We start from the raw sequence: 19026 nt of genomic DNA on the forward strand, positions 1-19026 counted from the left end.
GTTGCACATATCAATAATTGACGACCATTGGTCCGAGCGGGCCATTTTCATTAATCATATCCTCAATGTCATAGACGGAGATGGGGAAATACGGAAAACCAAATGCATAAGGCGTCAGCTCATACAGGGCAAAATAAAGCACCAGCGTCCGGTCCGCCACATAATAGTCCTGATCCGGCCTTATCGCTTTGAACGGCGACAGCGTGCTAATATCTCGCGACCTGATTTGAGCGGTGACCAGCGCGGACAGCTTGACGATATAATTGCTGCCAGGCTTAAACAGCTCAGCAAGCGCGTAAGAACGTCCCGTAGTCAGCTTGAAGGTAAGCGACTGCTGCAGTGTCAGTCCATGCGCTCCACCCGTATAGGCGTAGTTGAACAAAGACAGGCTGAGCACATCCTTCTGGTTGTTTTTGAGCTCAAAATATCCTTGCATCTCCGCATGCGGGTCTTCAAGCGTGCCTTGCTCAGCTATGAGATGCTGCGCTGCTGAGTGAATGATCCCATTGATTTGACTATCTGCTGCCTCATTGGATCCCCCGCTAATATGAGGCAGCCACAGCTCGGCCTTTGGAAACGTACTGCGGACAGACTGAATGATTACAGGAGATTGAAACGCCATATCGGGCTACACCTGCCTATTCGCTAGAATGCTCCATTGTATGCAGATTACGCCTCATCTCATGCCACTCAATTCCTCCATGTGTGGAAGAAGCCTTGCCTACGTATGTAAATTTCGCCTGTTCATAAAAAGAAATCAAATGCGGCTCGCACATTAAAATAATCGCATTCAGCCTCTCATTTTCGCATGCCTGGATCAGCTTGTCCAGCAGTTTTGCAGCAATTCCCCTACGCCTGAAAGCCGGATCTACCGCAATAGTCAGTATGCAAAAGTTGTCTCCCGCGTATTCGCCTTGATGGCTTCCCTTCATCTCGTCACCGCAGCTTTCCTGCTCCGTCCGAATTCCATTGGCTATGCCAAGCAACTTGCCGTCATCCGACCAAGCGGACCAGAAATACGAGGGATATTCCTGAAAACGGTACTGGAATCCCGCTTCCGTCGCCGCGGCCTCAGGAGAGTAGCAGCGCTGCTCAAGCTCCAGCGCCTGTGAAAGCTCATGCTGCTGAATCAATCTCAGCTTCACTTCGTTCATAGCTGCATTTTCTCCCGTTCGGTTAAGCGCCTGCCTCTAATGTCTAGAACAAGCTTGCCATTATTGAGACCAATAATGCGGTCCGCAAACCGTTCAGCATAATCGCCTTGATGCAGCACGGCAATAACCGTAACTCGCTGCTCCGTGCAAAGCCGTTTTAAATCGGCGAGCACCTGATCGGCCGTATGCGGGTCAAGTCCGGATACCGGCTCGTCCGCCAAAATGATTTTTGCGCCGTGCACGAGCGCGCGGGCAACAGCGATACGCTGGCGCTCTCCCCCACTCATCTTCTCCGCCTTCAGATGTGCTTTATCGATAAGGCCCAGCTTCTCTATCGTATCCATAGCGCCCATATAATCGTCGCTGCGCACCATGCCGGTCCATCGCCGCCAAGCGGGGGTTTGGGTCACCGATCCGATAATCACATTTTTGAGCCCCGTCTTGCTTGGATACAGTACAGGCTTCTCTTCTAAATAAGCTACCTCGCGGCGAACTTTAAATCTGCCGGTCAGCCCTTGCTTCAAAACATCCGTTCCATTCAGCTTGTAGCTTCCCCGCGTCCATTTTTCCTGCAGCGCCAAGCATTTAAGCAGCATCGACTTCCCGCTTCCGCTCGCTCCCTTAATGGCGATAAACTCGCCATCCTCCACATCCAAATGTATATCGTCGAGCACTTTCGGCCCGCCTGGAATAACCTTCGTCAAATTCGAAATTCTTATCATTTTTCGCGCCCCTTTGTTTCACGCATCATATTTTCAGCATTTTGTATAATTCGATTCGGGTCGCTTCTAGGTGCAATATTTAGAGCGATAAAACCGCTTCGTTCTAAATATTGTACATTGAAAGTCGCTCAGGGGATTTATGCAAAATGCTCTTTTATATAAATCTAGTTTACGGGAAACAAAAAACAGTTTCCACACGAACAAATGTTTGGTATAATGAAAACAGCAAGCGGAAACGGCTGAAGCCCTCCTCTGGTGGCAAAGCTACCGTTTCGCGATGAAATATAAGAGTTTATATGTGTACAACTTATAAATTCTTATATTTGAACAAAAGTTCTGATTGACTATTTATTAAACATCCAATAAGGGAGGCAGGATCACCATGAAGAGCACTTGTGAAAATTTTCGTTTCGTTGAGAAAAGTTGGCCACGTCGAGATTTGACTTTTAAATTTTATTCAAACGGAGAATTGACGATTATTGATAACAGCTCTGAGGAGGTGATCTCTCCGAATGACCTGCGGGGCGACAGCCTGGATTTCTATATCCGCCGCCGCATTGCCTTTATCAAGACAACGCTGCTTGTGTCGCAGCTTAAATATGCATGATTTTTCTGGAAATGACCAGCTAATCTAATTTTCATCCTTAATTTTCCTAATTCAGTGTTGCCGAAACGGGTTTGCTGCGTTGACGTAAGGCTCCTGATACTGTAGATTGATTTCATACACAGTCTATTTTGCGCTAAAGGAGCCGTGCTTTCTATGAAGCAGCACATTATGTTTGACCTCGACGATACATTAATTCATTGTAATAAATATTTCTATTTGGTCATTAGTCAATTTGTTGATGCGATGACCACCTGGTTTGCCGGATATGAAGAAGTAACCGCGGACACTGTACGAGATAAACAAACAGAGATCGACATTGCTGGAATTGCCGTGCTTGGTTTTAAGAGCGAGCATTTTCCTCAATCTTTCGTTGACAGCTATGTTTATTTCTCCGATGTAACCGGAAGGAAGCGCTCCGCTGTAGAACAAGATTTTCTATGGAAGCTTGGGCTCAGCGTGTATGAGCATGATACAGAGCCTTATCCGAATATGGAGGAGACGCTGTATTCTTTAGCTAATCAAGGTCATGAGCTGCATTTGTACACAGGGGGCGAGCAGCTCATTCAATCCCGCAAAATTAATCAATTAAATTTAAGCAAATATTTTAATAACCGAATCTATATTCGCCAACACAAAACGAATGAAGCGCTGGAGGACATTTTAGCTGAAACATCGCTGGATCGCGCACGCACATGGATGATTGGCAATTCTATTCGGACGGATGTTGTTCCCGCCTTGACTGCAGGCATCCATGCCATTCATATGCGCAAGGATACCGAATGGCAATATAATGTTGTCAATATTGAAGTTCAGCCTAAAGGTGCCTTTTTCACTTTGAATGATTTAGTGGAAGTGCCGGAAGCCATCTACGGTTATATCAACCGCTAGATGAACAAACACAATATTTAACTAGAATAAGCCGCCAAACCAGCATACTCGTTGGTTTGGCGGCTTATTTTGTTGCGATTTTCGTTAGCGCTTATTCACATCATTCACATCGAACAACCTCAAGCAGGTTATGGCGGCCTGCTAACTAGTCGGCAGGCCGAATCGTTAGCGTCCCTTTGTCACGGTCGGTCAATACAAGCCTGCCCTTCATGCTGCTTCCATCGGACTGCTTAAAGGCGAGCTGGCTCGTTGCCCCCTTCTCCAGCAGCGAATGGAGCATCGGCAGCGTAATCTTCTTCCCCTGCTGTTCCTTCCAAATCACAAAAGAACAGCCCTCGCGAAAGCTGCTGCAGCCGTAACCGCGCTTGCCTTCAATCACACTGCCGTTGCAGCCCTTCCTCGGGCAGGCAGCGAGCGGCCCTCTTGGAGCCGCAGACGCTGCTGCTTGCTTGGGCGGCTTCACTGCTTCGCTACCCTCAGCTGACCGTGCGGAGCTTCTGCTCTTGCCAACTCCGGCAGGCGACTTCCCCCCTGCTTTCGCTTCTGACGAGCGTGAGCTGCTTGTACGGCTGCCGCTTTTCGTCGAGCCTGCTGCCTTCTTCCCTTTCGCAGATGTGTCCTCGAACGTTCCAGGTGCGGCAGGACGCTGCTGACGAACCTTATCGACGATGACGGCTGCGAATTGCTTAACTTGCGCAATAAAACGATCATCCGAAGCTTCGCCTTTAGAAATTTGGTGCAGACGCTGCTCCCAGCGTCCCGTCATTTCGGGCGAAGCGAGCAGCTCAACACCGGCGTTGCGGATGAGCTCAATCGCAGCGAGTCCTTTCGACGTAATATCCAGCTTCTTTCCTGCTAGCTGGATATAGCCGACATGCTTCAGCCGCTCGATCGTCGCTGCCCGTGTCGCCGGCGTGCCAAGACCGGTATCCTTCATCGCTTCCCGCAGCTCATCATCCTCCATCGACTTCCCTGCGCCTTCCATCGCTTTGAGCAGCGTTCCCTCTGTGAAGGACTTGGGCGGCTGCGTCATTTTTTCCATCGCCTCAACACTGCTGCAATGAACCGGCCCATTCGGGTCGAGCTTAAAGGGCTGATCGGTTACCATTTCCTCGTCATCGGCTTCCTTGTCATCCTTGGCTTTGGCGCGCTTAGCAGGCTTGGCCGCAGTGGAATCCTGCTGGGGCAACACCACTTTCCAGCCGGGCTCCAGCTGTTCCTTCGCTTTCGTGCGGAAGGTTTCGCCTTCGACGACCGTTAGCACTGTGTGGTTTTTATATACGGCGGGCGGGTAATAGTGCGACAGAAAACGTCTGACAATCATGTCATAGACGTTTTGCTCCTCCTGGCTGAGGCCAGAAGCACGCTTCGGTGTAGGCATGATGGCATGGTGATCCTCGACTTTGGACGGATTGCAAACCGCTTTGTTCCCTTTGTGAACGCGAGAGCGGTCTGCTCCTTTCGCAAGCTCGCCATAGCCGCTAGTGCCTTGAAGCATCGTTAATACATTGCCCATGACCGGAATGTTCTCCTCCGTTACATAGTTGGAGTTCGTCCGCGGGTACGTAATCACCTTATGCTTCTCGTAGAGCGCTTGGGCAATATCCAGCGTCTTCTTAGCCGAATAGCCGTGCTTGCCATTCGCTTCGCGCTGCAATAGCGTCAGGTCATAAAGCCTGAACGGATACTCCTTGCTTTCCGCTATCTGGTAATCTTCTACCTTCGCAGGCTTATTTGCTGTTTTCGCTGCCAATGCCTCAGCCTTTGCTTTATCGGTTAGACGCTCCCCCTGCCAAATGCCAGAATACCCAAATCCAGACTGGTCAAATGCCGCTTTAACGACAAAATAAGTCTCCGACTGAAAAGCCGTAATTTCCTTATGACGATCATATAGCAGCGCCAAAACTGGCGTTTGCACACGACCGACAGAAAGCAAGGCTTTATGGCGAATCGTAAATGCGCGAGAAGCATTCATCCCGATCAGCCAATCGGCTTCACTGCGGGCACGAGCCGCTTTCGTCAGCGGTTCATATTCATCATCACTGCGCAGCGTATCAAAACCGCGGCGAATCGTCTCCGCCGTCAAATCCGATATCCATAACCGGTCCGTAGGCTGCGCCAGCTTTAAATATTGCCTGATTAGGTGAAAAATAAGCTGGCCTTCGCGCCCGGCATCGCATGCGTTAACAAGTCTGCCACAGCGCTTCGCAAGCTCGCCAATCGTCTTAAGCTGATCCTTCGTCCGCGGATTCGGCCATAGCTTGAACACCTGTGGAATGATCGGCAAGTCCTGATCATTCCACCGTTTGTAGCGTGCATCGTATTGGTCAGGCTCAGCGAGTGACACCAAATGCCCAATCGCCCATGTAATAATATAGCGGTCGCCTTCCAAATACGTCCGGCGATTAGCTGCCTTTGGTTCAAGCACGGCAGCAATCGTCCTGCCCATATCCGGTTTCTCCGCAATAATTAATGTCTTCAACAAATCGCCTCTTTACTTCTTGCTTGTTGTTTCCACATATTGCTTCATAGAAGCAAAAATCGACCGAACACCATTCGACCAGTTAGGGTCTTCCGCATATTTACGGTTAATCCATGTGAATGGGTCCATGCCTTCAGGTCGTCCCTTGCTTAAATTCACAATCGTTCGCGACGCAATTTCAGCGGAATCGCTAATCGTCGTATTATATTCTTTCCAGCTATGAAACACATTGAATGGATTATTCGCAATTTCCTTCGCCTGTTTGTTCGTGGTTGGTACAAAAGCCTGCTCCTGCCCAGTTATAGCAAATAGCAAGAGCGGATGAATATCAAATGATTTCGCTTGGGCAATAATCGCATCTAAATAAGGCTGCCTGGCAAGTATCGACGATTTGCCTTTCAAATACTGAGTCAGCCTCTTCTTATCAATTTCTACATACCGCAGCTCTTGCGGCAAGCCATCCAGCTCGACGATCTTCACTGGTTCAATGGGAGCAAGAAGGACCGGCTCCGGCTGTGCCCCTCTTAACGCACGCGTCAGAGACTCTCCATACAGCAGCGAGACGCTCACAAGCAGCAAGCTGAGAAATCCGTACACGATAGCTTGATTGCGCCGTTTGCGAGGAACTGGCGCGTTCTGAGGCACTGCCAGCGGCAATGGCAGAGGTATGACATCCGCCAAGCCGGAGGCGCCAGCCGCCCCGGCTGCAAGCGGCTCTTTGGCCAGCTGCTCATCGCCGGCTGGCTGCAGCTCATTTTTCAACTGAAGCCAGCTCTCGTTCACCGACAAACTTGCATTTGGCAAAGGATCTGCGCTCGTGTCCATTCGCTCGGCAGAACTGCGCAGCTTGTCCATCGCCAGCCGATAGCGTTCAATCTCGACAACGCTTTGCAGCTGCTTCTCCACCCACGCGTGCATCGGCTGCTCAATCTCCTGCTCACGCTCGTCCAGCAGCAAGCAGGCTGCAAAAATATCATCTGCACGTACAGGGCGCTTCTGTTCCAGCACCGCAGTGCGAATAAGCTGCGCCGTCACCTGGCGCTTAATCGACTCGTCAAACGACGGAAGCTGCTTATGTATAATGCGGTTCACCGCATCGGCAATCATTTCGGTTTTCTTCTCCTGCGGCAGCGCGCCATATTTATGCTGGACATATTTTCGAATATTGCTGACATCTGCCGGGGATAACACATAAGCTTCTTCAGCATGCATGACGAATCGCTCCTTTACGTCATCTCACACTGATTTTACCACAACTTTCCTTATATTGGGGAGGGGAGCTGCCTAATTCTCAGCTGATTTTGCTCCTGCAAAATAAAAGCCGTAATTTGCTCCTTCTCAAATGCAGTAAATTGATATTCACAGTCACAGTCTTCGTCCTGCGGCACAATTTGGGCAATTCTGCCCTCTGGTGTACAAATGACCAGTCCACTAAAATCAATGAGATCATCAGGCGCGGGCGTTGCCTCCGACAGCTCAAACAACAGCTCAATATCTACCCATTGATCATTGCGCCGCTCCATGTTCGCCACGATTTTCTCAAATTTTAGTTCCGTTACTGTATCCAGTCCATATTTAATCATATATCGCTTCATTTCCCTCCTATCGACAAGAAAAGCGCCCTAGGGCGCTTCTCATAAGCTGCTATTCAATTCATCATACCATTAATTTAGGGAAGCAAGGAAGATCCCATCAGGAACTTATCCACTTCACGAGCCGCTTCGCGACCTTCGTTAATCGCCCATACAACCAAGCTTTGACCACGACGCATATCGCCAGCTGCGAATATTTTCTCAGCATTCGTCGTATATTTGCCATAAGGCGCCTTCACATTCGTACGACGGTCCTGCTCTAGGCCAAAAGCATCAATCAGCGTGTTTTCTGGGCCTTCAAAACCAACCGCGATAAACACGAGATCAGCCGGCCATACTTGCTCGGAGCCTTCGATTTCTGTATAAATTCGGCGTCCCGTTTCCGGATCAACTGTACGCTCGATTTGTACGGTGTGAAGCTCTGTAAGCTTGCCATTCTCGCCAACAAATTTTTTCGTCAGAACCGAGAAGGCACGCGGGTCTTCTCCGAACAGCGCTTTTGCCTCTTCATGCGCATAATCCAGCGTGTAGACGTTCGGGAACTGCGGCCAAGGGTTGTTTACGCTATCGCGTACTAATGGAGCCTTAGCGTGCGTACCGAATTGCGTAACCGATTTACAGCCATGACGAAGTGCTGTTGCCACGCAGTCCGTCCCCGTGTCGCCACCGCCGATAACAATGACATTTTTGTCTTTCGCAGAAATGTAGTTGCCATCCTCCAGATTGGAATCCAGATAGCTCTTAATCGTGCCGTTCAAATAATCCATCGCCATATGAACGCCTTCGAGCTCATGTCCTTCAATATCTACCGGGCGCGCTTTCGTAGCGCCGCCGCACAATACGATTGCATCGAACTGGCCTTGCAGCTCATCAGCCGATACATCTTTACCGATCTCTGTGTTAACAACGAAGTCTATGCCTTCCTCCGCCATCAAGTCTACACGACGCTGAACAACCTTCTTGTCAAGCTTGACTGTAGGAATACCATAAGTGAGAAGTCCGCCGATGCGGTCCGCGCGCTCGTACACTGTTACAAGATGTCCCGCTTTGTTAAGCTGCGCTGCGCAAGCAAGGCCCGCTGGGCCCGAACCGACAACCGCTACACGTTTGCCTGTGCGCATCTTCGGAGGCTGTGGAACAACCCAGCCTTCATCAAAGCCACGGTCAATAATCGCTTGCTCGATCGTCTTAATCGTAACCGCATCACCAATCAAGCCAACCGTACAGGAGCCCTCACATGGAGCTGGGCAAATCCGCCCTGTAAATTCTGGGAAATTATTCGTTTTGTGCAAACGATCCAGCGCCTCACGCCATAAACCGCGGTAAATCAAATTGTTCCATTCTGGAATGAGGTTGTTAATCGGACAACCTGACGTTGAGCCAGCAAGCTCCATCCCAGAATGACAGTAAGGTGTTCCACAGTCCATGCAGCGCGCACCTTGCGTACGAAGCTGTTCATCGGACAAATGCTTATGAAATTCTTCCCAATCTTTAATCCGCTCAATCGGATCGCGATCGGCTGGGAGTTCTCGTTGATATTCCATAAAACCAGTAGGTGTAGACATGATCGCTTTTCCTCCATCCGTTATTCCCGTCAACCGTTGTAAGGCTTCTCTAAACAAACTATATCGGGAACTCAGCAATTATTCAATAACAAACATTTTCAATTTTTCGCGAGGCATTTTACAAAATCCTAACACTCTTACCCTGCCATCGTTAATGGATTATCCGTACAATCATTTGCACTTTATAACATAATGTTCGTACGTTCTATGCAGAAGAGCACAAAAAAATGAGCTTAAGATGTCATATTTGTCCTTGTACCCCCGCGAAAAACCGATTCAACGGTTTATACGTTTAAAAGTTTGCCATGTAAAATCATGCAAATTGCGTTCATCCTTGCGATGAGGAATAGCTTCCACTAGCTCCCAATCGGCTTCATTGAACATAGGAAAAAAAGCGTCGCCACCCACTACTTCCACATCAACAGCTGTCAGGTAAAGCTTGTCTGCAATCGGCAGAAACTGCGTATAAATTTCCGTTCCGCCAATAACCATAAGCTCTTCCTCGCCGAAACGCGACAAAGCCTCCTCGATGGAATGAACGGTCTCACAGCCCTCTGAGGCAAAATCAGACTGCCTAGTTAAGACGACGTTATGGCGGTCCTTCAGCGGCTTAGGCAGCGATTCAAACGTCTTACGGCCCATTAAAACGGTTTTGCCAAGTGTGTGCTTCGTGAACAGCGCCATCTCTGCTGGAAGCCGCCACGGCAGCTTATTGCCGATCCCAATCGTTCTGTTGCGGTCCATCGCTGCTATTAATGTAATCGACATCGTTTGTCCATCCCTTCTATACGGCTACAGGCGCTTTGATTGCAGGATGAGGCTGGTAGTTTTCCAGTACAATATCATCCACTTCTACATCAAATAAAGAGCTCACATCTGGATTAATCCGCACTTGCGGAAGCGCGCGAGGTTCGCGGGCAAGCTGCGTCTTAATCTGCTCCATATGATTGGAATAAATATGCGCGTCCCCAAGCGTATGCACAAATTGTCCAGGCTGCAAGCCACATTCATGGGCAATAAGCAACGTAAGCAAGGCATAGCTGGCAATATTAAAAGGAATTCCGAGAAATATATCTCCACTGCGCTGGTACAGCTGGCAAGAAAGCTTGCCTTCTGATACGTAAAATTGAAACATCGTATGACAAGGCGGTAGAGCCATATTTCTAGGAACGTCCTCTGGATTCCATGCGGAGACAATCATTCTCCGGGAATCGGGATTCGTCTTAATCGTATGAATAACATCCTTCAATTGATCAATGGATTCGCCTTGCGAGGTTTTCCAGTCGCGCCATTGCTTTCCATATACATTGCCGAGCTCGCCATACTTTTCTGCAAAAGCGTCATCCTGCAAAATTTGCTGCTTGAACAGCTCCATTTGCTCCAAATAAAGCACATTAAAAGCTTCATCGCTTTGCGAACGCAGGCCAAAGCCGGTCATGTCTGGACCTGTATAATCAGAGCTCTCTATCCACTTCTTAAAGGCCCATTCATTCCATATATTATTGTTGTGCTGGAGCAGGTACCGAATATTCGTATCGCCTTTAATAAACCATAACAGCTCGCTGACAACCAGCTTAAACGGTACACGCTTCGTCGTAATGAGCGGAAAGCCTTCGTTTAAGTCGAAACGCATCTGGTAGCCAAACGTGGAAATCGTGCCCGTTCCGGTACGATCCTCCTTGACCGTGCCGCGTTCCAGAACGCTGCGCAGCAGCTGCAAGTATTCGTTCTCACTAGTATGAACACTCATTCCCTTACAACTCCTATTTTGGACATATAGATTTGTATTATATCATTATAGTCAATCATTTAAAATAGTTGCCTCTGCTGATTCCGTATAAATTCTCAACAAAGCACATAATTATTAATTTTTTATAAAAAAAGGCCCGCAGGCTTCAGCAGCCGCGGGACCTCTTCAATAGCCGCCGCAAATGCGGCGACTAAATTTAGTGAATCATAACAATCAATTACTTAAGAAACGTGTGGATCGGGTGGCCAAGCGCTACTTCTGCAGCGTCAAGCACGATCTCACCCAGTGTTGGATGCGCATGGATCGTAAGGGCGATATCTTCAAGCGTAGCGCCCATTTCGATTGCAAGACCAAGCTCAGCAATCATATTGGAAGCTTCCATACCGACGATATGCGCGCCAAGTACAAGACCGCTGTCTGCATCCGCAACGAGCTTCACGAAGCCTTCATTCGCATTAATCGACATCGCGCGTCCGTTGATAGCAAATGGGAATTTGCCCACTTTTACATTATGTCCTTTGTCTTTTGCATCCTTCTCCGTGTAGCCAACGCTTGCGCATTCTGGATCAGAGAAGCAGACAGCAGGAACACATTTATAATCAATCACGCTAGGCAGGCCGGAAATAACTTCTGCCGCAACACGTCCTTCATACATTGCTTTGTGAGCAAGTGCAGGACCAGCAATAATATCGCCGATTGCATAAACGTTTTTATTGCTAGTACGGCATTGATCATCAACCTCAATCAGACCGCGCTCGCCAACTTTAATGTTAGCCAGTTCCAGACCAAGATCGCCATCTGTGTTAGGGCGACGGCCAACGGTAACAAGCAAGTAGTCTGCTGTTACTTTTTCTTCTTTATCGCCGACTTTGTAAGTCAACGTTACATCGTTATCCGTTTGCTCAGCACTTTGTGCAAGCGCGCCCGTTACGATATCGACTTTTGTACCTTTAAGCTTCTTAACGACAAGAGAAGACATGTCTTTGTCGAAGCCAGGCAGAATGCTGTCTCCGCCCTCGATAACCGTTACTTTCGTACCGAATTTCGAGAACATTTGACCAAGCTCGATACCGATATAGCCGCCACCGATAACGATAACGCTTTTCGGCAGCTCAGGCAGCGACAAAGCTCCTGTAGAGGAGATAATACGCTTGCCATAAGGGAAAGCTTTCAGTTCGATTGGACGGGAGCCTGTAGCAATAATACAGTTTTTGAAACGGTAGCGCGGAGCTTCCTGATCGTTGAACACACGCGCTTCGTTTTCATTGATGAACATCACTTCACCATTGAAAAACTGTACTTTGTTCGCTTTAAGCAAAGAGCCAACACCGCCAGTCAATTTTTTGACAATGCCGCTTTTGAACTCCTGTACTTTGCTCCAGTCAACTTTTACATCGCTAGCTGTAATACCGAATACATCAGCGTGGCTGATGGACTCATATTGATGGGAAGCGGAAATCAGAGCTTTGGATGGGATACAACCCACGTTCAAACAAACGCCGCCTACATATTCCTTATCTACACAAAGCACGCTTTGTCCCAATTGCGCAGCGCGGATTGCCGCTACGTAACCACCAGGACCTGCACCAATGACTAAAGTATCGATATCTAATGAAGCATCTCCAACAACCATCGTTTATACCTCCATAATGAACAGTTCTGGGTTGCCCAGCAGCTGTTTAATGTAGTTCATAAAGTTTTGAGCGGTTGCGCCATCGATTAGACGGTGGTCGAAGCTCAGTGACAGAGCCATTACAGGAGCAGCTACGATCTCGCCGTTGCGTACGATTGCTTTTTCGGAAATACGTCCAGTACCGAGGATTGCAACTTCAGGGAAGTTGATAACCGGTGTAAAGAACATACCGCCTGCCGAACCAATATTGGAAATAGTAATCGTGCTGCCTTTCAGCTCGTTAGCCGAAAGCTTGCCATCGCGTCCACGTACAGCCAGATCACGAATCGAGTCAGCCACTTTCCAAATGTTTTTGCGATCCGCATCTTCAATAACAGGAACGATCAAGCCGTTGTCTGTATCTGTTGCGATACCGATGTTGTAATATTTGCGCAAAACGATTTCTTGATTAGCTTCGTCAAGCGTCGCATTCATAATTGGGAATTCACGGGCAGCAGCTACGAGCGCCTTCACGATGAATGGCAAGTACGTAAGCTTAGCACCTTTTTTCTCTGCATAAGGCTTGTATTTTGCACGAAGTGCCACAAGCTCAGTAACGTCCACTTCATCCATGATCGTTACATGCGGAGCTGTATAAACGGATTTGGACATAGCGCCTGCAATAATTTTGCGAATGCCTTTAAATGGCAAGCGCTCTTCCGGACGGTAAGCTGTACCAGCAGCAACTGGAGCTGCTTTCGCTTCGCCAGCACCTTTTGCAGTTGCGTTGTCTTGCTGCTCAGCCGGAGCCGCTGCTTGATCGGCTGCTGCAGAAGCAGAACCGTCAAAGCCAGTAACATCTTCACGCGTAATACGGCCGTTTTTGCCAGTGCCGCTTACTTGCGTCAAATCAACATTTTGCTCGCGAGCGAACTTGCGAACGCTTGGTGTAGCAAGCACAGAAGCATTTGTAGCTTTAGGAGCTTCTTTAGCTGTTTCTGCTGCTGGAGCATCTTTAGCCGCTTCTGGAGCTGGGGCCGGAGCCGCCTCTTCCTTCTTAGGCTCTTCAGCTGCCGGAGCTGCTTGCTCAGGCACTTCGCCTTCCGCATCAATCAAAGCGACTACTTCGCCTACGTGGCAAACTTGGCCGTCTTTAACTAAAACTTCAAGCACTGTTCCGTTAACCGGACATGGCACTTCAACAATTGCCTTGTCGTTTTGCACTTCCATAATAATGTCATCATCTGTTACTTTGTCGCCGGCTTTAATGTGCACTTTAATAATCTCGCCTTCGTGCAAGCCTTCGCCAAGCTCAGGGAAACGATATTCGAATTTAGCCACCGCGTGTATCCTCCTTTAGAAATCAAGTACTTTTTGGACAGCTGCAGAAATGCGGGCTACCGTTGGAAGCCATGCATCCTCAACTTGCGCAAACGGATAAACGGTATCCGGACCTGCAACCCGAAGCACTGGAGCTTCCAGGTGCAGAATTGCTTTTTCATTAATTTGAGCGATTACTTCAGCGGCAACGCCGGAAGTTTTTTGCGCTTCTTGAACGACAATTGCACGGTTCGTTTTTTGGATCGAAGCTACAATAGTATCGATATCGAGAGGCACAAGGGAACGAAGGTCGATAACCTCAGCCTTGATTCCTTTTTTCTCAAGCTCGTCAGCTGCTTTGACAGCCGTGTGAACCATCAAGCCGTAAGCAATGATTGTAACGTCGCTGCCTTCACGAACGACATTGGCTTTGCCGATTTCAACCGTATATTCGCCTTCTGGCACTTCTGTACGGAAAGCATGGTAAAGGTTCAAATGCTCCATGAAAAATACAGGGTCATTATCGCGAATAGCCGAAATAAGAAGACCTTTTGCATCGTAAGGATTGGATGGAATAACAACTTTGATACCTGGCGTCTGTACTGCAAGACCTTCCAGGGAATCCGTATGCAGCTCAGCTGCTTTCACGCCGCCGCCGAAAGGCGTACGGAATACGATTGGCGAATTGTAGCGTCCACCGGAACGGTAACGCATACGAGCCGCTTGAATGAACATTTGGTCCATCGCTTCGTAGATGAAACCTACGAATTGAATTTCGGCAATTGGGCGGAAGCCTTGAATCCCCATACCCACTGCCAAACCGCCGATAGCGGACTCGGCAAGCGGCGTATCAAATACGCGGTCTTCGCCAAATTCAGCTTGAAGGCCTTCAGTCGCACGGAACACGCCGCCGACTTTACCAACATCCTCGCCAAAAAGTAGTACATTCGGATCCCGTTTAAGTTCAACGCGCATTGCGTCACGGATCGCTTCTTTCATATTCATTTGAGCCATGATCTATAGTTCCTCCTTCGTTAAAGGCTATTATTTGAAATCAGCTTTTTGCTCTTCGAGGTGCTGCGGCGTTGTTTCAAACATCGAGTCAATCAAGCCTTCAACCGTCATTTTTTCAACAGCTTCTGCTTTCTTGATTTGCTCGTTAACAGTCGCTTTCGCTTCTTCCTTCACGCGAGTCGTATCCTCTTCTGACCAGAGACCTTTGCTTTCCAAATATTTGCCGAAACGAATGAGTGGATCTTTAGGAGCCCATTCCGCTTCCTCATCTTTGGTGCGATATTTTGTCGTATCATCCGCCATGGAATGCGCACGATAACGGTAAGTAAGAAGCTCGATCAGCGTAGCGCCTTCGCCGTTGCGGCCGCGCTCAGCAGCATCTCTAACTGCTTTAATTACAGCAAGCACGTCCATGCCATCAACCTGCACGCCTTTGATACCAGCAGCAAGCGCTTTGTGGGCAACAGAATGTGCAGCTGTTTGTTTAGCATAAGGTGTTGTAATCGCATAGCCATTGTTTTGTACAACATAAATAACCGGAAGCTTGAACGCGCCTGCGAAGTTCATGCCTTCGTAGAAATCACCTTCGGAAGAACCGCCGTCGCCTGTGTACGTAATTGCTACGCGTTTTTCATTCTTTTTCTTAAATGCCATCGCAACACCAGTAGCGTGCAAAATTTGCGCGCCGATGATGATTTGCGGCATTAGAACGTGAACATCCTCAGGGATTTGACCACCATGCTGATGTCCTCTGGAATATAGGAACGCTTGGTACATCGGAAGACCATGCCATACGAGCTGCGGAATATCGCGGTAGCCCGGACAGATGAAGTCATCTTTATTCAAAGCGTATTCGCTACCAATCATGGCTGCTTCTTGACCGGATACTGGAGCGTAGAAGCCCAGACGGCCTTGACGGCCCAAATTCACGGCACGATCATCCCAAGTGCGGGTAAATACCATACGGTACATAATTTCTTTTAATTGGTCGTCCGTAAGCTCCGGCATTTCATCCGGGTTAACAACTTCACCATCAAGCGACAAGACGGACAATGGTGTAACTGGCTCCGTTTGAACTTCATATGGCAGTTTGCTAAGCACTTTGCTCATTGTGAACGCTCACCTCAATCATTAATATTTGAATATTACAGTACTCTGTTATAGAATTATTATAAACCTGTTTAACAAAAATGGTCAAAGCAAAAAGCAAAAAATCCGCTGTATTTTCAACGCTTATGCCCTTTTTGTTAAGAAATTGTATATGTAACAGCTGCCACAAAGTTATATAACAGCATAATACAATGTTGAAACAGTGGAGCTTGTACAGCCTTTCAGTCTGCTGCCGAACTCGCATTACTAAGGCATCTCTCTATTGTTTACCCACAAGCTCCCATTCCATTCAACCAACGGAGGAAGAAATGATGACAGATGAACGTTATTTGAAACGCACCGTCCTCAGGGAAACGGTTGCAAGCAACTATTTGCAAGATGGGCAGCGCTCGCTTCGCGTCTATTTGCCGCCCGGCTACAATGAGCTGCTGAGCTACCCTGTCGTCTACTGCCAGGACGGAGAAGACTTCTTCAACTTCGGAAGAATCGCGACGACGGCGAACCGCATTATTTTGGATGAAGGCGTAGAGCCCTTCATTATTGTTGGCGTCGATGTGAATAAAACATTTCGCACAGCGGAATATGCTCCTGACGGAGACCGCCATGAGGCTTATGTCCGCTTTTTCGGCGAGGAGCTGCTTCCCTTTATAGAAGCAAAATATCCGGTCCGGCGTGAGGCCGAGCATCGCGTGCTTGCTGGCGATTCGCTTGGCGGCACCATCTCCTTTCATCTTGCGCTGGCCTATCCGCAGTTGTTCAACCGTGTGCTTTCTTTATCAGGCGCCTACTTCGAGCGCTCGCTAGAAATTATGGCTGCACAGAATGACCTTTCCTGGCTGGAGCTGTACATGATTGTCGGCCTGCAGGAAACGGCATATGAAACAACAGATAGAGGCGTGTATAATTTTGTCGAATTAAACCGTGAAGCCAAAAAGCTGCTCGAAGAAAGACAAGCTCCCTTTTATTATGCGGAAAAAGAAGGCCAACATCAATGGGGCTTTTGGCAGAAAGAGCTGCCGGAAGCATTAATGTATTTTATCGAGCGCCAATAAGCGCGGCAGCCTTGCCTAACAAATGAAACAAAGCCTTGATTTCCCCCGCCCAAGGAGGAAGCCAAGGCTTTGTTTGTTTATTTTGAGCCATTCTATCAACTGCATGCTCGCTTAGCTTGGTTACTTAAGCTTCACATGGTCCAGCAGCCGCTCGCAGCCTGCATCCACCAATTCAAATACATAATCAAATTGTCCCGTATAATAAGGATCTGGCACATCCGCTACGCCACGCTCGGGCAGCAGGCTCATAAAGGTCAGCACTTCCGCATTCCCCACACGCGTTCCGAGAATTTCACGCACATCGCGCTCGTTTTTCGTATCCATACAGACAATATAGTCAAAATCCGCATCATCCTGCTGTGTGAACTGACGTGCCTTCATCCCTGTATAGGATATGCCATTCGTGTCAAGCTCTTTGCGTGTGCCCTCATGCGGCGGATGGCCGATATGCCAATCTCCCGTACCCGCCGAATCTACAATAATTTGCTCTGACAGCCCCGCCTGCTCCACCTTGCTGCGAAAAACAGCCTCCGCCATCGGTGAACGGCAAATATTTCCAAGACAAACAAACAACACTTTTTGCTTCATTTAGGCTTCTCCTTTCTCCTGAACAATTTTCTCCCGCAGCGAGCGGCGCGGCAGCTTCCATTTGTAATATACCGACAGCATCCTGAACACGATAATAAGCACGAACAGGAACAGCAAATCGAGTGTTGAATGAAACCAGCCCTTGCCAATAACCAAGCCGCCAATCATCGCCCAAACGGCATAAATTTCATCCCGCAGCACAAGCGGCTTGCGCCCTGCCAGTACATCGCGAATGATGCCTCCGCCGATGCCTGTCAGCATAGCCGCTACCATCACCGCGCTGATCGGGTGGTTCATTTGCGTCGCATAGAGCGCGCCCTGAATCGCAAAGGCTGATAAACCGATCGCATCGAAAAAAGCTTCGCTTTTGCGCCACGTATAAATCCATTTAACCGGCAGCAAAAAAGCAATCGTCATCGCGATGAGCGCGATTTTCAGCAAGCTCCCCTGGCTCCAAAGCGAGGTAACCGGAACGCCGATCAGCAAATTCCTTATTACCCCCCCGCCAAACGCCGTAACCAGGCCCAGCACAAAAACGCCAAGTATGTCGTATTCCTCCTCCATTGCCACAACCGCGCCGCTGACGGCAAAGGCAATGGTGCCGATGATGCTGAATACGCCAAAAATCTCCAAATCCAACGTGTACGCCCCCGCTTCCGTTCTCCCGTCCGATGTCATCTATCAGACGGTATGTCCTTTCCCATTTTAGCCTCGCCGCTTTCGTAAAGCAACGACATATTTCGCCAAATCTCTGCCGATTTTCTGTCTGCTGCTGGTGTTCCTGCTCAAAGTAGCTATATACTAGCAAAAGCGACAAGCTACAAGGTGAAACGGCTGTCGCCGTCCTTTGGCGGCAAAGCTACAAAAGTGATAAAGAAAGAAGGAAGCGATTATGCCACAACGAATAGTCATTTGCTCAGGCGGCGAGCTTGGAACTTGGGCACTGCCTCATCTGAAGCAGGATGCCTTCCGCATTGGCGCAGACCGCGGCGCACTATTTTTGGTGGAGCAGGGATATTCCCCACAGCTCGCAATCGGCGATTTTGATTCGGTCACTGACGAGCAGCTGGAGCAAATACGTTCCGCCAGCACGGAGCTCATCACCTGTGATCCGATTTATAAAGACTATACGGATACAGAAATGGCTTTGCGTTATGCGCTGGAGCAAAATCCAGATGAAATTATTTTACTGGGTGCTTTAGGCACCCGCTTTGACCATTCGTTATCGAATGTACAGCTGCTGATGCTCGCCGAACAGCGGGGTATCCCCGCCTGTATTATCGACCAACATAACTGTATTACTGTTACTTCCTCTAAACGAATAATACAGAAAGGGCTGTATGCGAATGTTTCCCTGCTGCCCTTGTCTTCTGCTGTTTCCGGCATTACGCTAACTGGCTTTCAGTATCCTCTGCAAAAAGCAAACTTGCAAATTGGCCAATCCCTTGGCATTAGCAATATACTGACGGAGACGGAAGGCAGCATTACGATTGATACTGGGCTGCTGCTCATTATTCAAAGCCGCGATTAAACATTAAACATTAAACAATGAGGAACTAAAAGCACAAGC

Annotated in this window: 19 protein-coding genes; 4 read left to right on the forward strand and 15 right to left on the reverse strand. The window is 48.6% G+C overall.

Annotated features, from left to right (window positions below):
• Positions 1–10: 10 nt before the first annotated feature.
• The 3 genes from AC6B99_RS28020 to AC6B99_RS28030 are packed head-to-tail and all read right to left on the reverse strand — an operon-like array spanning position 11 to position 1876.
• Positions 11–622 carry a DUF3298 and DUF4163 domain-containing protein gene (locus AC6B99_RS28020; protein ID WP_496664769.1) on the reverse strand — a complete coding sequence of 204 codons (612 nt, stop codon included), beginning with the start codon at positions 620–622 and terminating at the stop codon, positions 11–13.
• A 16-nt stretch (positions 623–638) separates the two neighbouring features.
• Positions 639–1154: a GNAT family N-acetyltransferase gene (locus tag AC6B99_RS28025; protein WP_056040673.1), complete on the reverse strand. Its 516-nt coding sequence runs from the start codon at positions 1152–1154 to the stop codon at positions 639–641.
• Positions 1151–1876, reverse strand: coding sequence for a phosphonate ABC transporter ATP-binding protein (locus AC6B99_RS28030; RefSeq protein ID WP_056040674.1), 726 nt, complete (start codon positions 1874–1876; stop codon positions 1151–1153). The genes AC6B99_RS28025 and AC6B99_RS28030 overlap by 4 nt, the downstream gene beginning before the upstream one ends.
• A gap of 382 nt (positions 1877–2258) precedes the next feature.
• On the opposite strand from AC6B99_RS28030, the gene AC6B99_RS28035 reads away from it, so the two are divergent.
• A complete protein-coding gene (locus AC6B99_RS28035; protein ID WP_056040867.1) occupies positions 2259–2483 on the forward strand; it encodes a hypothetical protein in 225 nt (74 codons plus the stop codon).
• 153 nt (positions 2484–2636) lie between these two features.
• On the forward strand, positions 2637–3371 hold the full coding sequence (locus AC6B99_RS28040) for an HAD hydrolase-like protein (RefSeq protein WP_494860124.1): 735 nt from the start codon (positions 2637–2639) through the stop codon (positions 3369–3371).
• 145 nt (positions 3372–3516) lie between these two features.
• Here AC6B99_RS28040 and AC6B99_RS28045 read toward each other — a convergent pair whose 3' ends face one another.
• The 10 genes from AC6B99_RS28045 to pdhA all read right to left on the reverse strand — a co-directional run bounded on the left by AC6B99_RS28045 (position 3517) and on the right by pdhA (position 15816).
• Positions 3517–5853, reverse strand: coding sequence for a DNA topoisomerase 3 (locus AC6B99_RS28045; protein ID WP_494860122.1), 2337 nt, complete (start codon positions 5851–5853; stop codon positions 3517–3519).
• Positions 5854–5865: 12 nt separating this feature from the next.
• Positions 5866–7065: a hypothetical protein gene (locus tag AC6B99_RS28050; RefSeq protein WP_496664770.1), complete on the reverse strand. Its 1200-nt coding sequence runs from the start codon at positions 7063–7065 to the stop codon at positions 5866–5868.
• Between the two features lie 50 nt (positions 7066–7115).
• Complete coding sequence (locus AC6B99_RS28055; protein WP_235533270.1) at positions 7116–7448, reverse strand: hypothetical protein; 333 nt, start codon at positions 7446–7448, stop codon at positions 7116–7118.
• A 74-nt stretch (positions 7449–7522) separates the two neighbouring features.
• Entirely contained in the window at positions 7523–9010 is a 1488-nt protein-coding gene (locus tag AC6B99_RS28060) for a glutamate synthase subunit beta (protein WP_056040684.1), read from the reverse strand.
• Positions 9011–9286: 276 nt separating this feature from the next.
• Positions 9287–9778, reverse strand: coding sequence for a dihydrofolate reductase (locus AC6B99_RS28065; RefSeq protein WP_496664771.1), 492 nt, complete (start codon positions 9776–9778; stop codon positions 9287–9289).
• Between the two features lie 16 nt (positions 9779–9794).
• A complete protein-coding gene (locus AC6B99_RS28070) occupies positions 9795–10760 on the reverse strand; it encodes a thymidylate synthase (RefSeq protein WP_494879138.1) in 966 nt (321 codons plus the stop codon).
• 217 nt (positions 10761–10977) lie between these two features.
• The gene (gene lpdA / locus AC6B99_RS28075; RefSeq protein WP_494860107.1) at positions 10978–12393 is read right to left on the reverse strand and encodes a dihydrolipoyl dehydrogenase; all 1416 of its coding nucleotides are present in this window, start codon (positions 12391–12393) and stop codon (positions 10978–10980) included.
• A 3-nt stretch (positions 12394–12396) separates the two neighbouring features.
• Positions 12397–13713: a dihydrolipoamide acetyltransferase family protein gene (locus tag AC6B99_RS28080; protein ID WP_056040692.1), complete on the reverse strand. Its 1317-nt coding sequence runs from the start codon at positions 13711–13713 to the stop codon at positions 12397–12399.
• A 15-nt stretch (positions 13714–13728) separates the two neighbouring features.
• The gene (locus AC6B99_RS28085; protein ID WP_056040694.1) at positions 13729–14706 is read right to left on the reverse strand and encodes an alpha-ketoacid dehydrogenase subunit beta; all 978 of its coding nucleotides are present in this window, start codon (positions 14704–14706) and stop codon (positions 13729–13731) included.
• Positions 14707–14736: 30 nt separating this feature from the next.
• Positions 14737–15816 (reverse strand): pyruvate dehydrogenase (acetyl-transferring) E1 component subunit alpha, encoded by a 1080-nt coding sequence (gene pdhA / locus AC6B99_RS28090; RefSeq protein ID WP_056040696.1) that lies wholly within the window; start codon positions 15814–15816, stop codon positions 14737–14739.
• Positions 15817–16127: 311 nt separating this feature from the next.
• On the opposite strand from pdhA, the gene AC6B99_RS28095 reads away from it, so the two are divergent.
• The gene (locus tag AC6B99_RS28095) at positions 16128–16868 is read left to right on the forward strand and encodes an alpha/beta hydrolase (protein WP_056040700.1); all 741 of its coding nucleotides are present in this window, start codon (positions 16128–16130) and stop codon (positions 16866–16868) included.
• A 120-nt stretch (positions 16869–16988) separates the two neighbouring features.
• Here AC6B99_RS28095 and AC6B99_RS28100 read toward each other — a convergent pair whose 3' ends face one another.
• Complete coding sequence (locus tag AC6B99_RS28100; RefSeq protein WP_056040702.1) at positions 16989–17456, reverse strand: low molecular weight protein-tyrosine-phosphatase; 468 nt, start codon at positions 17454–17456, stop codon at positions 16989–16991.
• Entirely contained in the window at positions 17457–18089 is a 633-nt protein-coding gene (locus AC6B99_RS28105; protein WP_056040868.1) for a trimeric intracellular cation channel family protein, read from the reverse strand.
• 256 nt (positions 18090–18345) lie between these two features.
• Here AC6B99_RS28105 and AC6B99_RS28110 point away from each other — a divergent pair, with 256 nt between their 5' ends.
• Positions 18346–18987, forward strand: a complete 642-nt coding sequence (locus AC6B99_RS28110) for a thiamine diphosphokinase (protein WP_496664784.1) — start codon at positions 18346–18348, stop codon at positions 18985–18987.
• The last annotated feature ends 39 nt before the right edge of the window (positions 18988–19026 follow it).

It is taken from the genome of Paenibacillus liaoningensis, from assembly GCF_059609455.1.

Excerpts from the sequence above, each read along its gene's own strand:
- AC6B99_RS28020 (WP_496664769.1), bottom strand. The coding sequence starts at position 622 with ATGGCGTTTCAATCTCCTGTAATCATTCAGTCTGTCCGCAGTACGTTT.
- AC6B99_RS28025 (WP_056040673.1), bottom strand. The coding sequence starts at position 1,154 with ATGAACGAAGTGAAGCTGAGATTGATTCAGCAGCATGAGCTTTCACAG.
- AC6B99_RS28030 (WP_056040674.1), bottom strand. The coding sequence starts at position 1,876 with ATGATAAGAATTTCGAATTTGACGAAGGTTATTCCAGGCGGGCCGAAA.
- AC6B99_RS28035 (WP_056040867.1), top strand. The coding sequence starts at position 2,259 with ATGAAGAGCACTTGTGAAAATTTTCGTTTCGTTGAGAAAAGTTGGCCA.
- AC6B99_RS28040 (WP_494860124.1), top strand. The coding sequence starts at position 2,637 with ATGAAGCAGCACATTATGTTTGACCTCGACGATACATTAATTCATTGT.
- AC6B99_RS28050 (WP_496664770.1), bottom strand. The coding sequence starts at position 7,065 with ATGCATGCTGAAGAAGCTTATGTGTTATCCCCGGCAGATGTCAGCAAT.
- AC6B99_RS28055 (WP_235533270.1), bottom strand. The coding sequence starts at position 7,448 with ATGAAGCGATATATGATTAAATATGGACTGGATACAGTAACGGAACTA.
- AC6B99_RS28060 (WP_056040684.1), bottom strand. The coding sequence starts at position 9,010 with ATGTCTACACCTACTGGTTTTATGGAATATCAACGAGAACTCCCAGCC.
- AC6B99_RS28065 (WP_496664771.1), bottom strand. The coding sequence starts at position 9,778 with ATGTCGATTACATTAATAGCAGCGATGGACCGCAACAGAACGATTGGG.
- AC6B99_RS28070 (WP_494879138.1), bottom strand. The coding sequence starts at position 10,760 with ATGAGTGTTCATACTAGTGAGAACGAATACTTGCAGCTGCTGCGCAGC.
- lpdA (WP_494860107.1), bottom strand. The coding sequence starts at position 12,393 with ATGGTTGTTGGAGATGCTTCATTAGATATCGATACTTTAGTCATTGGT.
- AC6B99_RS28085 (WP_056040694.1), bottom strand. The coding sequence starts at position 14,706 with ATGGCTCAAATGAATATGAAAGAAGCGATCCGTGACGCAATGCGCGTT.
- pdhA (WP_056040696.1), bottom strand. The coding sequence starts at position 15,816 with ATGAGCAAAGTGCTTAGCAAACTGCCATATGAAGTTCAAACGGAGCCA.
- AC6B99_RS28095 (WP_056040700.1), top strand. The coding sequence starts at position 16,128 with ATGACAGATGAACGTTATTTGAAACGCACCGTCCTCAGGGAAACGGTT.
- AC6B99_RS28100 (WP_056040702.1), bottom strand. The coding sequence starts at position 17,456 with ATGAAGCAAAAAGTGTTGTTTGTTTGTCTTGGAAATATTTGCCGTTCA.